We start from the raw sequence: 12,783 nt of genomic DNA on the forward strand, positions 1-12,783 counted from the left end.
TCTTCAGGCCTGGGTAGGGACGTAACGGGGGAACTTCTGCGCGATGTCGGTGCCGGTGAAATGACCGACCCAGCCATCGGCTTCAGTGAAGAAGCGGATCGCCACGAAGCTCGGCTCATCGCCCATGTCGAACCAGTGGTTCACGCTGTCCGGCACGGCGATCAGGTCGTCCTTGACGCACTCGATCTCATAGACCTTGTCGTCCACGTGCAGGGTGAACAGGCCGGAGCCTGCGACGAAGAAACGCACCTCGTCTTCCTTGTGGAAGTGTTCGTCAAGGAACTTCTTCCGCAGCTCGGCGCGATTGGGGTTGTCCGGTGCAATGGACGCTACGTCAACGCTCTTGAACCCGCGTTCGGCGACCAGGCGATCGATGTCGGTGCGGTAGGCGGCAAACACTTCTTCCTGGCTGGCGCCCGGCGCGACCGGCTGGCTGGCCTGCCAGCGCTCGAAGGTGACGCCGATCTTCTGCAGTTCGGCAGCGATCAGCGCGCCGTCCTGGGAGTCCAGCAGCGGGGCGTCGGGGGCGGTATCGTTGTAGATGCACAGTCGGCTCATGGCGGCAGCTTGAACGTCGGGGGGACGGGTAGGGTAGCAGCGTGGCGTGGCGGGGTCAGATGCCAATCGGGAATATGACCCCACCGATTCAGCTGCGCAGGCGGCGCAGTTCCAGTTCGCAGTGGAACAGGAACTCGAACGCTTCCAGGTGGCGGCGGGCTTCGGCCATGTCGCGGCCCCAGGCGTACAGGCCGTGGCCGTCGATCAGGTAGCCCCACAGGCACTGGGTATCCAGCAGCGCGTCGACCTGGGCGGCCAGCACGTCCATGTCCTGGGTGTTGGCGAACACCGGCACGTCGATGGCCATCTCATGCGTGCTGTTGCCGGCGAAGGCCTTCAGCAGCTCGTAGCCTTCCAGCCGGATGTGGCCCTGCGGTGCGTACAGGCGCGAGGCGATGGTCTGCACCGGGGAATGGGTGTGCAGCACGCAGCCGACTTCGGGGAAGCGACGATACAGCTGGGTATGCAGCAGGGTTTCGGCGGACGGGCGCAGCGGGCGGCCGACGGCCTTGCCGTCGAAATCGACGACCATGATGTCATCTTCGATCAGCCGGCCCTTGTCACGGCCGGACACGGTGATCGCCGCATGCTGGTCGTCCAGCCGATGCGAGAAGTTGCTGCTGGTCGCGGGCGTCCAGCCGGCCTGTGCCAGCTCGCGGATGTTGTCGATCAGCAGCTGCGCCAGTTCGCTCAGGCGCTGGCTGTCATACGGAAAAGTGGGCGCGTTCATGTGCCCCATTCTATCCGGTCCCGCCGGTGGACGTGACGGCAGGGACGGCCTGCGTTGGGAGTGACGGCTGCTGGCCGTCAACGTGTGCTGGGTGACGATCGTGGGTCGTCACGACCCGCCGCTGCGCTCGCCGGGCAGGGCGATGCCGGCCGTCCTGACCGGCACCCTCCGGGCCGTCGCACGCGACGTTGGCGGCGGCTCCTGCCGCTGCCGTCGGCGCCAGCCGCTACCGGCCGGCGGTTACCGGCGCAGGCGGCTGTGGCGGAAGCCGTAGCCGAAGTAGATCGCGAAACCGACCACCGTCCACACGCCCATCAGCATCCAGTTGTGGAACGTCATGGCCGACAGCAGCGCCATGCAGCTCAGCACGCCCAGGCTGCAGACCAGCCAGGCACCGCGGATGCGGAACGGCCGCGGCAGGTCCGGCTGGGTACGCCGCAGGACCAGCACGCCGGCACACACCGCGGCGAAGGCGATCAGCGTGCCCATCGAGGTCAGTTCGCCGAGCACGTCCAACGGGAACAGCGCGGCCAGCAGGGCGATGCCGATGCCGGTGATCACCGTGTTGATGTGCGGCGTGCGGTACTTCGGATGGATCTTGGTGAACAGCGGCGGCAGCAGGCCATCACGGCCCATGATCATGAAGATGCGCGGCTGCCCGATGATCATCACCAGCACCACCGAGGACAGGCCGACCAGCGCGCCGATTTCCACCACCACGCGCAGCCACCCCAGCGACGGGTGCGCGGCCACGGCGGTCACCACCGGTTCGTCGGTGCCCAGCAGCGTGTACGGCACCAGGCCGGTCATGACCGCGGCCATGGCGATGTAGAGCAGGGTGCAGATCACCAGCGATAGCATCATGCCGATCGGCATGTCGCGCTGCGGACGGTGTGATTCCTGTGCTGCTACGGATACGGCCTCGAAGCCGATGTAGGCGAAGAACACCATCGCCGCACCGCGCAGCACGCCTTCCATGCCGAACTGGCCCGGCCCGGTGTTTTCGGGGATGAACGGCTGCCAGTTGGCCGGGTCCACGTACTTCCAGCCCACCGCGATGACCAGCACGATCAGGCCGGTTTTCAGGATCACCATCGCCATGTTCATCGCCGACGACTTGCGGATGCCGACGTAGCACAGCCAGGTCAGCAGCAGGACCAGGATCGCAGCGGGCACGTTGGCGATCGCGCCGGTGGGGCGCAGTTGGCCGTCCAGTGGCGCGCTGACCAGCGCGGCGGGCAGGTGGATGTCGAAATGACTGAGCAGGCTGAGGAAGTAGCCGGTCCAGCTGACCGCCACCGCCGAGGCGGAGACGCCGTATTCCAGCACCAGCATCCAGCCGATGAACCACGCCGCCAGCTCACCGAAGGTGGCATAGGTGTAACTGTAAGCACTGCCGGACACCGGCACCATCGCGGCGAATTCGGCGTAGGCCAGCGCGCAGAAACCGCAGCAGATGGCGGCCAGTACGAAGGACAGCATGATCGCCGGGCCGGCATGGTTGGCGGCGGCCTGGCCGGTGATGACGAAGATGCCGCCGCCGATCACCGCGCCGATGCCCAGTGCGGTCAGGCCCCAGGGCCCCAGCGTACGGGTGAGGCTGAGGCCGTTGGCATCTTCGTGGGCGGCGTGCGGGTGCTTGGTGGCCCACAGTTGCTTGAGCATGGGTGTGTGTTCTTGTCGGTGCGTGCAGGCACGGGGTGGCTGCGGGGTTGGAGCGTGAAAGAAGACGGGCCGGCTGTGCAGCCGGCCCGTGATGCATCAGGAGGACTTGGCGAGCTTGCTGTTGCGCATGCCGTAGCCGAAGTAGATCAGCAGGCCCAGCACGGTCCAGCCGACGAACAGGTGCCAGTGTTCGCGGAAGGCCATCGCGAACAGCGTCAGGCAGGCCAGCGCGCCCAGCGGGCAGATCAGCCAGGCCATCGGCACGCGGAACGGACGCACCAGTTCCGGGCGCGTGTAGCGAAGCACCAGCACGCCGATGCAGACCGTGGCGAAGGCCAGCAGCGTACCCATCGACACCAGTTCACCGAGCACGTTCAGCGGCATCATGCCGGCCAGCGCCGCGGCGATCACACCGACGATGATGGTGGCCACGTAGGGCGTCTTGAAGCGCGCATGCACCTTGCCGAGGAAGCGCGGCAGCAGGCCATCGCGGGAGATCGTGTAGGCGATGCGGGTCTGGCCCATCATCATCACCAGCACCACCGAGGACAGGCCGGCGATGGCGCCGATTTCCACCGCCGTCTTCAGCCAGGCCAGCTGTGGATAGGCTTCCAGCGCGGTGGCGACCGGCTTGGCGGTTCCCAGCTGCTGGTAGGGCAGCAGGCCGGTCAGGACCAGGCACACGATCACGTAGATGATGGTGCAGATGGCCAGCGAGCCGAGCAGGCCGATCGGCATGTTGCGTTGCGGGTCCTTGGTTTCACCGGCGGCGGTAGATACCGCGTCGAAGCCGATGAAGGCGAAGAACACGATGGAGCCGGCGCGCAGCACGCCGCTCCAGCCGAACTCACCGAAGGTGCCGGTATTTTCAGGGATGAACGGTTGCCAGTTGGCGGTGTCGATGTGCGAAGCACCAAAACCGATGAACAGGCAGATGACGCTGACCTTGATCGCGACGATGATGCCGTTGACGAAGGTGGACTGCGAGATGCCCACGTACAGCAGCCCGGTCACCGCCGCCACGATCAACACCGCCGGCAGGTTGAACAGCTGCCCCGAGGCGATGAACTGGCCGCCTTCCCAGGCGATGGGGGCGGAACTGAGTGCATCCGGGAACGGCAGGTGCAGCGTGGTGGTGACGAAGCTCAGCAGGTACGCGGACCAGGCAACGGCGACCGACGCGGAGGCAAACAGATACTCCAGCACCAGGCACCAGCCGATGAACCAGGCCATGCCTTCACCGAGCGTGGCATAGGAGTACGAATAGGCACTGCCGGACACCGGCATCATCGCCGCGAACTCGGCGTAGCACAGGCCCGCCAGTGCGCAGGCAAGGCCGGCCAGCACGAACGACAGGGTCACGGCCGGGCCCGCGTGGAACGCCGCTGCCTGGCCGGTCATGACGAAGATGCCTGCACCGATCACCGCACCGATGCCGAGCAGGATCAGGTGTTTCGCCGTGAGCGTCCGTTTCAGGGTGGCTTCGCCGTCCAGGCTGCCTTCGATGGGTTCGCCAGCGTCAACGTGTCCGGCTGGCTCAACCGGCTTGACCCTCAACAGAGCTTTCAGCATGCGGTACTTCCCTAAGTGGTCGTTGGGTGGCCGGCGATACATTGTCGCCAGCGCGTGTGATCGGTGAAGGCCATGCGAATGGCTCGCTGTACCTTAGCCAAAGCTGAAGGTGATGTACAAGCCGCACGTGCAACATTTTCTGGCGATAATGGCCGATACCTTCGCTGAACGCGTCCCGGATATGTCGGAAACTGTCGCAACCCTTGCCCTGCTTGACGATCCGTTGCGTGAACTGCTTCGCCAACATGCCCTCGAAGTGCCTGTGCAGGGCACATTGGCTGACGAATTCAGCACACTTCTTGATGATCCCCTGAATCCTTTCCTGCGCGAACGGCTGGAAGGGCATTTCACCGGCAGTGCATGGCTGGTCAGCGCAGACGGGCAACGGATTCTGCTGACCCACCACCGCAAGCTGGATCGCTGGCTGCAGCTCGGTGGCCATGCCGATGGCGATCGCGACCTGGCCCGCGTGGCGTTGAACGAAGCCGAGGAGGAATCCGGGCTCTCCGGACTGTCGCTGGACGATCCGGCGATCTTCGACCTGGACAAGCACTGGATCCCCGAGCGTCATGAGGTGCCCGGGCACTGGCACTACGACGTACGTTTCGTGATCCGGGCAGGGGCGTCGGAAGCCTTTGCGATCAGCGAAGAATCGCTCGCCCTGGCCTGGCGCGACATCGCCCAGCTGGCCGCCGATCCGCAGGCGGACGCATCGCTGCAGCGCATGGCCCGGCGCTGGCTCGGTAGTGACGGCCGCTGGCCGTCATCCCGACGCTGACGGCCGCTTGCCGTCATATGTTGGTTGACGGCCAGCGGCCGTCACTACCGGTACCGGGCCTGACGGCCCTCAGCTGTACAGCACGCGGGTGCGCAGGGTGCCGGGGATCGCGGCCAGTTCATCGCGAACGGCGGCGGCCTGCTCCACGCTGGCGGTGATGTCGATCACCACGTAGCCCACCTTCGCGTCGGTGCGAAGGAACTGGCCGTCGATGTTGACGTTGTGGCGCGAGAAGATCTCGTTGACCTTGGACAGCACGCCCGGCACGTTGCGGTGGATGTGCAGCAGGCGCAGGCTGCCGTCGTGCTCGGGCAGGGTGACTTCGGGGAAGTTGACCGCGGTCAGGGTGCTGCCGTTGTCGCTGTAGCGGACCAGCTTGGCCGCCACTTCGATGCCGATGTTGTCCTGTGCTTCCAGCGTGCTGCCGCCCACGTGCGGGGTCAGGATCACGTTGTCGTGCGCGGTCAGTGGCGATTCGAAGACATCGCCGTTGCCTTTGGGTTCCACCGGGAACACATCCAGTGCCGCGCCGCCGATGTGGCCCGAGCCCAGCGCCGCATCCAGTGCCGCGATGTCGACGATGGTGCCGCGCGCGGCGTTGATCACATGCGCGCCGCGGCGCATCTTAGCCAGTTCGGTCGCGCCGATCATCCACTGCGTGGCCGGTGTTTCCGGCACGTGCAGGGTGATGATGTCCGAGCGCTCCAGCAGGTCGTCCAGGCTGACCGCGGCGCGCGCGTTGCCGAGCGCCAGCTTGGCCTCCACGTCGTGGAAGATCACCTGCAGGCCCAGCGATTCAGCCAGCACGCCCACCTGGGTGCCGATGTGGCCGTAGCCGATGATGCCAAGCGTCTTGCCGCGCACTTCGTGGCTGCCGGCAGCCGACTTGGACCAGCCGCCGCGGTGGCATTCGGCGTTCTTCTGCGGAATGCCACGGGTCAGCATGATCGCTTCGGCGATCACCAGCTCGGCCACGCTGCGCGTGTTGGAGTAGGGCGCGTTGAACACCGGGATGCCGGCCAGTTCAGCCGCATCCAGGTCGACCTGGTTGGTGCCGATGCAGAAGCAGCCCACCGCGATCACGCGCTTGGCCTCGGCCAGCACCTCGGCCGACAGCTGGCTGCGCGAGCGGATGCCGACGATGTGGGCGTCGGCGATGCGCGCCTTCAGCTCGTCTTCGGGCAGCGCCTTGGAATGCAGTTCGATCTGGCTGTAGCCGGCCGCGGTGAACACGTCCACGGCGGTCTGGCTGACCCCCTCCAGCAACAGCACGCGGATATCCTGCTTGGGGTAGGAGGTCTTCTTCGGCGACATGGGACGGCACGGCCAGTGGGACAAGGGCTGATCACTATGCCAGATGCGGCCGCCCATGGTGCACTGCGGAATTGGTTGCAAACGTAGCCATTGCCGCCGCGCGCAGGGGGCTGGACGCTGGCGGGCCGCACTGGCACGCTTTCCCGTTCCGCCTGCATTTGCCTGGACTGCCATGACCGATCCCCGCGTTGCCGCCCTCCAGCAGGCCGTACCCGACCTGCGCCTGAAGACCGATGCGGCCGATCTGGAGCATTACGGGCGCGACTGGACCCGGCGCTGGACCCCGGCGCCGCTGGCGATCGCGCTGCCGGCCAGCGTGGATGAAGTGCAGGCGGTGATGCGCTGGAGTGCCGCCGAAGGCGTGGCGGTGGTGCCGTCGGGCGGACGCACCGGCCTGTCCGGCGGCGCGGTGGCGGCCAACGGCGAACTCGTGCTGAGCCTTGAGCGCATGAACAAGGCGCTGGGCTACGACGCGGTGGACCGGACGCTGGTCGTGCAGGCCGGCATGCCGCTGGAGGCGCTGCACAACGCGGCGCTGGAGCACGGGCTGATCTACCCGGTGGACTTCGCCGCACGCGGGTCCTGTTCGATCGGCGGCAACATCGCCACCAATGCCGGGGGGATCCGGGTGATCCGCTACGGCAATACCCGCGAGTGGATCGCCGGGCTGAAAGTCGTCACCGCTGACGGTGAGCTGCTCGAGCTCAACAAGGGCCTGATCAAGAATTCCAGCGGCTACGACTTCCGCCAGCTGCTGATCGGCTCGGAAGGCACGCTGGGGGTGATCGTGGAAGCCACGGTGAAGCTGACCGATCCGCCACCGGCCAGCAACGTGATGCTGCTTGCCGTGCCCAGCTTCGAGGTGCTGATGCAGGTGTTCGCCGCGTTCCGTGCGCGGCTGCAGCTGCAGGCCTTCGAATTCTTCACCGCGCAGGCGCTCACGCACGTGCTGGCCCATGGTGCGCAGGCGCCGTTCGACGAGGTGCATCCGTTTTACGTGGTGACCGAGTTCGCCGCCGGTGACGAGGCGCAGGAAGCCGCGGCGATGGCGGCCTTCGAAGACTGCATGGGCAATGGCTGGGTCAGCGACGGCGTGATCAGTGCCAGTGACGCCCAGGCCGCGCAGCTGTGGCGCCTGCGCGAGGGCATCACCGAGGCGGTCGCACGCTACAAGCCGTACAAGAACGACGTGTCGGTGCGGATCTCGGCGATGCCCGCGTTCCTCGCCGAAACCCAGGCGCTGATCACCCAGGCGTACCCGCAGTTCGAGGTGGTGTGGTTCGGCCACATCGGCGATGGCAACCTGCACATCAACGTGCTCAAGCCCGATGACACCGGTGATGCGGAGTTCCTGCAGCAGTGCGAGCAGGTGACCAAGCTGCTGGCGCAGGTGCTGGCACGCTTCGATGGCAGCATTTCCGCCGAACATGGCATCGGCCTGGTCAAGAAGGCCTACCTGGACAGCACCCGCGGGCCGGCCGAAATCGCCTTGATGAAGGCCGTCAAGCGCGCGTTCGATCCGCAAGCGCGGCTGAATCCCGGCAAGGTCTTCGATCTCTGAGCTGCCGTTCCGTTGACGGGTCGGGTACGCTCTGCACGACCCCTTCACGAGTAAACCGACGATGACCCGACTGCCTTCGCTGCTGGTTCCTTTCGCCCTGGCCCTGCTGGTGCTGCCACTGGCCGCAGGTGCATCCAGCTTTGCCGGTACCTCGGCAGGTTCGGCGTCGGGCGCTTCGTCCAATTCCTCCGGCAGCAGCTCCGGCGATGACAAGGTGATCCTGGCCGCGCGCGATGATGCGGCGGCCTTCGTTGCCAGCGATGGCCAGATCCGTGGTGCCCGCCTGCAGGCGGCTCTGGTGCACCTGCGCGAACAGGATGCGGCCGCACGCGAAAGCAGCGACCTGGCGCTCGCGCAGGCCTTGCTGGCGCGCTGATGCCGATGTGCCGCCACGCGTGGTTGGCGTGGTGGCTGCTGTGCCTGGCGCCAGCCACGCAGGCGTTCGAGCTGGCGCCTGACCTGCACGGACTGGACGCCGGCGAACGCGCCCGTGCCCAGCGCGCCGTGGATGCCGTGGTCCAGCGCCTGCCTGATGCGCTGCGCGCGGCGTTGCCGCCGCAGGTGCCGGTGCGCTGGGTGGACACGCTGCCGGCGCATGTTGCCGGCCGCGCGTTTTCCGGCGACATCCAGCTGCAGCGCGCTCTGCTTGATGACGATGAGGACGCGGCCGGCCGCGCACTGCAGGCCGCGCTGGTCCATGAACTGGTGCACGTGGCCGATCGCGGGCAGGCCGGTGGCTGGTCAGGCCAGGCGCGCTTCCGCGAACTGGCTGGATGGCAGCGCCGCCCGTGGAAGCTCGGGCGCAGCCCGAATCGTTTCACTGACCGCAGCCCCGACGATTACGAGCGCCACAGCGCCGCCGAATACCTGGCGGTCAATGCGGAGCACTGGCTGCTGGATGCGGACTTCGCCTGCCGCCGTCCAGCGCTGGCGAGCTGGCTTTCCGCGACCCTGGGGCCGACCCCACGGCGGGCGGACTGCGATGCCGGCGTGCCGCTGCTGCAGGCCGGTGCGGAGGAAGGCCTGGTTGAACTGATGCGACTGGATCCGGCACGCGTCTACGCGGTGGATTACCTGTTCGCCGAGAGCGGTGACGTACCGATGAGCCGCTGGGGCCACAGCATGCTGCGGCTGGTGATCTGCCGCGAGGGCAGGGTGCCCGGACCGGCCTGCCGGTTGGACCTGGACCAGCACCGGGTGTTGTCGTTCCGCGCGTTCGTGGGCGATGTCGAACTGTCCAGCTGGCGCGGGCTGACCGGTGGCTACCCGTCGCGGTTGTTCGTGCTGCCGCTGCAGCAGGTGGTGGACGAATACACCAAGGTGGAACTGCGCGGTCTTGCCTCGCTGCCGTTGCAGCTTTCCGCGCAGGAGATCGCCAGCCTGCTCGAGCGCACCGCGCAGGTGCACTGGAGTTACGACGGTCGTTACTACTTTGTCGGCAACAACTGCGCGGTGGAGACCGCCAAGCTGCTGCAGGCGGGCGTGCCTGCGCTGCAGGAGGCCGGCATCGAGCGCATCAGCCCGCGTGGGCTGCGGCGCAGGCTGGCGCGGCTGGGCAGGCTGGATGAAAGCGTGCTGGAGGACCGCGCCGCGGCGCTACGCGATGGCTACTATTTCGAATCCAGCGACGCGCACTACGACCTGCTGTTCGCCGCCGCACGCGACGAGTTGCGGCTGCCGGTTGGCGATGCGCAGGCGTGGCTGAAGCTGGATGCCGCAACGCGCGCGCCGTGGCTGCAACGCGGCGGCCTGCGTGCCACCGCCGGCCTGATGCTGCTTGAACAGGCCGCCTTTGGGCGTGCCGAGCTGCGCGCGCGCGACACACTCAAGCGCGCCGTGCTGGCCCAGCGTGACAGCGATGGTGCACGCCAGTTGCAGGCGCTGCTGGAACAGGCAGGGCAATGGCTGCAGCCCGGCGCCCTGCTGGGTGGGCCGGGATATGGCCTGCCGCAGGCCGATGAACTAACCACGCTGCAGCCCCGCCTGCTGGCGGCATCGACGCAGGCACCGCAGGCATGGAAGCAGTTGCGATTGCAGATGCGCGCAGGCTTGCCATCGGCGCAGCGCAAAGAACTGGATGTGCTGGATGCCAACGTGCAGGCACTCGGCGCGCATCTGCGTGCGCAGGCGGCGGCACCCGCTGCGGCAGGAAGCTGAACACGGCGCGCTGCGGTTCCCGTGGCGTTGACGGTGCAGATGGTAGCGTCATGTGCTGTTGAATGAAGTCGAGGAGCGCACATGCGTCCATCTCTTTTCCTGTTGCCCACCGTGCTGGTGGTTGCACTTGCCGTCGCCTGCCAGCCTGCGGCGGATCCGAACGCCGGCGGCGAGGGCACCGCCGCTGGGCCGGCTGCCGCGCCGGTGGCCGAGGCGGAGCCTGCTGTTGCGGCGCCGACCGCAAATGATGCCTTCCGCGCAGTGGGCACCGAGCCGGTCTGGATGGCCGAGGTCGGTGCGGGCGGCGACACTGCGCTGCGGGTCGAGGTGGATTACGGCCAGACACATTACGAGGTGGCGGCCCCCACGCACGGGCCGGATGGCTGGGCCGGTGCGGCCGCCGATGGCACCCCGATCAAGCTGAGTGTGCAGCGCGTGCCGTGCCAGCATGACGGCAGTGGGGAGATGGCCGATGCGAAGGCGATGCTGACCGTGGGCACGCGCCAGCTGCACGGCTGCGGGAGCTTCAGCGCGGCGCAGTGATCCGAGCGCCACAGCATCGGCAGGGCAGGTGGTTGGCGGGACGGGCTGGCTGTGCAGGACACGCCGTGAATCCGTCCATGGAGGCTCGCTGTTGCCATCCATGGCAACAGACGGTCCTGCACAACCACCCCGTCCCATCTTCGACAGGTCCACGGTGGCCATGCAACCCGCGACCGCTTCTTTCTCCCCTATCCGCGGCTGGGGCCACCGGAAACTGTCCGGGGCCGGGGGGCTGGGCTGCAGGGGACCGTCGTAAGGCAGGAGCCGAACACGAGCCTACAGGGACGTACTTGCGGCGTGTCCACTGCAGCCCAGCCGCCCGGCCGAGTCCATGTGTGGCCACCGCGAAAACAACGACCTGGATAATCAGTCGGCGCGACCGCCGAACTCGCCGGTGGTGGTGTTGACCAGCACGCGTTCGCCGTTGGCGATGTACTCCGGCACCATGATTTCCAGGCCGGTGCTCAGCTTGGCCGGCTTCGGACGCTTGGTGGCGGTGCCGCCCTTCATTTCCGGCGGGGTTTCCACCACTTCCAGCACCACGCTGGTGGGCAGCTGGATGGCGACCGGCTGGTCGTCGATCACCTGCACGTAGATGCCGGCCAGGCCGTCGGTGATGTAGCCGGCGTCATCGCCGATCACGTCCGCATCCAGGGTGTAGGGGGTGTAATCCTCGTCGTCCATGAACACGAACGCCTCGCCATCCTTGTACGAATAGGTCGACAGGCGGCGCAGCAGTTCCACTTCCGGCAGGTTGTCATCGGAATCGAAACTGGCGTCGAGCTTGTTGCCGCCCGGCACGCTGTACATGATGAAACGGAAGCGGACGTTGCCGCCGCGGCCCTGCGGCGAGCTGCGCTCGATGTCGCGGATCTGGTACACGCCGTTGTTGTATTCGACGACGTTGCCCTTCTTGATATCGCTGGCTTTCATGGTGGTGTAGGTCGGTTGGGGGAGGGCGCCGTCCCGGCGCCCGGGGGAATCACTTCGGAGCGAGCCGGGTGGCGCCGTCCAGGCGGATGGTCTCGCCGTTGAGGTAGGTGTTGCCCAGAATGTAAGCGACCAGGCTGGCGAAGTCTTCCGGCTTGCCCAGCCGCGACGGGAACGGGATGGAGGCGGCCAGTGACTGCTGCACGGCCGGCGGCATGCCATCGACCATCGGGGTCCAGAACACGCCGGGTGCGATGGTGTTGACACGGATGCCGAAGCGCGAGAGTTCGCGCGCCATCGGCAGCGTCATCGAGACCACGCCGCCCTTGGAGGCGGCATAGGCGGCCTGTCCGATCTGCCCTTCGTAGGCGGCGATGCTGGCGGTGTTGATGATCACGCCGCGCTCGCCGTCCGTACCGGCGTCGTTGTGCTGGATGCGGTTGGCCGCGGCCTTGGCGACGTTGAAGCTGCCGACCAGGTTGACCATCACCGTGCTCTGGAAGCCGGACAGCGGCATCGGGCCTTCCTTGCCGAGCACGCGGCCGGCGCCGAGGATGCCGGCGCAGTTCACTGCCACGTTGAGTCCGCCGAGGAAGGCGTGGGCCTGTTCGATGGCTTCGGCCACGGCGGCTTCATCGCTGACGTTGACTTGCTGGTAGGAGGCGTTCGCCTGTCCCAGCGCGGCGACGGCGGCGGCGCCTTTCTCATCGTTGAGGTCGAACAGCGCGACCTTGCCGCCCTGGGCGACGAGATGTTCGGCCACGGCAAGGCCGAGGCCGGAGACACCACCGGTGATGACGGCACGTACGTTGGACAACTGCATTGCACGGTCCTGCTGGTTCAAGAGCCCGCGATTCTAACGGATGGCGCGTGCTGGGCCGTTGTGCAGTGCGTTGCTTGGGGGGGGGATGGATGCCGGGCTTGCAGCCCGGCGCCCGCTTTCTGGAGCAACGGGTACGTCAACGTCAACGTCAA

Annotated in this window: 12 protein-coding genes; 5 read left to right on the plus strand and 7 right to left on the minus strand. The window is 67.0% G+C overall.

What is annotated here, in order from left to right; genetic code table 11:
- Positions 1 to 3: 3 nt before the first annotated feature.
- The 4 genes from ABB28_RS12340 to ABB28_RS12355 form a co-directional block, all read right to left on the minus strand.
- Positions 4 to 558 carry a 1,2-dihydroxy-3-keto-5-methylthiopentene dioxygenase gene (locus ABB28_RS12340; protein WP_057508919.1) on the minus strand — a complete coding sequence of 185 codons (555 nt, stop codon included), beginning with the start codon at positions 556 to 558 and terminating at the stop codon, positions 4 to 6.
- A gap of 88 nt (positions 559 to 646) precedes the next feature.
- Positions 647 to 1,288: a methylthioribulose 1-phosphate dehydratase gene (locus ABB28_RS12345; RefSeq protein ID WP_057508920.1), complete on the minus strand. Its 642-nt coding sequence runs from the start codon at positions 1,286 to 1,288 to the stop codon at positions 647 to 649.
- Positions 1,289 to 1,528: 240 nt separating this feature from the next.
- Positions 1,529 to 2,953, minus strand: a complete 1,425-nt coding sequence (locus tag ABB28_RS12350; RefSeq protein ID WP_057508921.1) for an amino acid permease — start codon at positions 2,951 to 2,953, stop codon at positions 1,529 to 1,531.
- 96 nt (positions 2,954 to 3,049) lie between these two features.
- Positions 3,050 to 4,525 carry an amino acid permease gene (locus ABB28_RS12355; protein WP_057508922.1) on the minus strand — a complete coding sequence of 492 codons (1,476 nt, stop codon included), beginning with the start codon at positions 4,523 to 4,525 and terminating at the stop codon, positions 3,050 to 3,052.
- Between the two features lie 181 nt (positions 4,526 to 4,706).
- Here ABB28_RS12355 and ABB28_RS12360 point away from each other — a divergent pair, with 181 nt between their 5' ends.
- A complete protein-coding gene (locus tag ABB28_RS12360) occupies positions 4,707 to 5,303 on the plus strand; it encodes an NUDIX hydrolase (RefSeq protein ID WP_057508930.1) in 597 nt (198 codons plus the stop codon).
- 69 nt (positions 5,304 to 5,372) lie between these two features.
- Here ABB28_RS12360 and serA read toward each other — a convergent pair whose 3' ends face one another.
- Complete coding sequence (gene serA / locus ABB28_RS12365; protein WP_057508923.1) at positions 5,373 to 6,617, minus strand: phosphoglycerate dehydrogenase; 1,245 nt, start codon at positions 6,615 to 6,617, stop codon at positions 5,373 to 5,375.
- 172 nt (positions 6,618 to 6,789) lie between these two features.
- On the opposite strand from serA, the gene ABB28_RS12370 reads away from it, so the two are divergent.
- The 4 genes from ABB28_RS12370 (at position 6,790) to ABB28_RS12385 (ending at position 10,878) form a co-directional block, all read left to right on the plus strand.
- A complete protein-coding gene (locus ABB28_RS12370; protein WP_057508924.1) occupies positions 6,790 to 8,178 on the plus strand; it encodes an FAD-binding oxidoreductase in 1,389 nt (462 codons plus the stop codon).
- 61 nt (positions 8,179 to 8,239) lie between these two features.
- The gene (locus ABB28_RS12375) at positions 8,240 to 8,554 is read left to right on the plus strand and encodes a DUF2388 domain-containing protein (RefSeq protein WP_057508925.1); all 315 of its coding nucleotides are present in this window, start codon (positions 8,240 to 8,242) and stop codon (positions 8,552 to 8,554) included.
- A gap of 5 nt (positions 8,555 to 8,559) precedes the next feature.
- Entirely contained in the window at positions 8,560 to 10,335 is a 1,776-nt protein-coding gene (locus ABB28_RS12380; protein ID WP_057508931.1) for a DUF7844 domain-containing protein, read from the plus strand.
- 81 nt (positions 10,336 to 10,416) lie between these two features.
- Positions 10,417 to 10,878 (plus strand): hypothetical protein, encoded by a 462-nt coding sequence (locus tag ABB28_RS12385; RefSeq protein WP_057508926.1) that lies wholly within the window; start codon positions 10,417 to 10,419, stop codon positions 10,876 to 10,878.
- 366 nt (positions 10,879 to 11,244) lie between these two features.
- Here the strand turns inward: ABB28_RS12385 and yeiP are convergent, their stop codons facing one another.
- The gene (gene yeiP, locus ABB28_RS12390) at positions 11,245 to 11,811 is read right to left on the minus strand and encodes an elongation factor P-like protein YeiP (protein WP_057508927.1); all 567 of its coding nucleotides are present in this window, start codon (positions 11,809 to 11,811) and stop codon (positions 11,245 to 11,247) included.
- Between the two features lie 49 nt (positions 11,812 to 11,860).
- On the minus strand, positions 11,861 to 12,631 hold the full coding sequence (locus ABB28_RS12395) for an SDR family oxidoreductase (RefSeq protein WP_057508928.1): 771 nt from the start codon (positions 12,629 to 12,631) through the stop codon (positions 11,861 to 11,863).
- Positions 12,632 to 12,783 lie beyond the last annotated feature (152 nt).

The sequence above is a fragment of the Stenotrophomonas chelatiphaga genome (assembly GCF_001431535.1).
GTDB lineage: Bacteria > Pseudomonadota > Gammaproteobacteria > Xanthomonadales > Xanthomonadaceae > Stenotrophomonas > Stenotrophomonas chelatiphaga.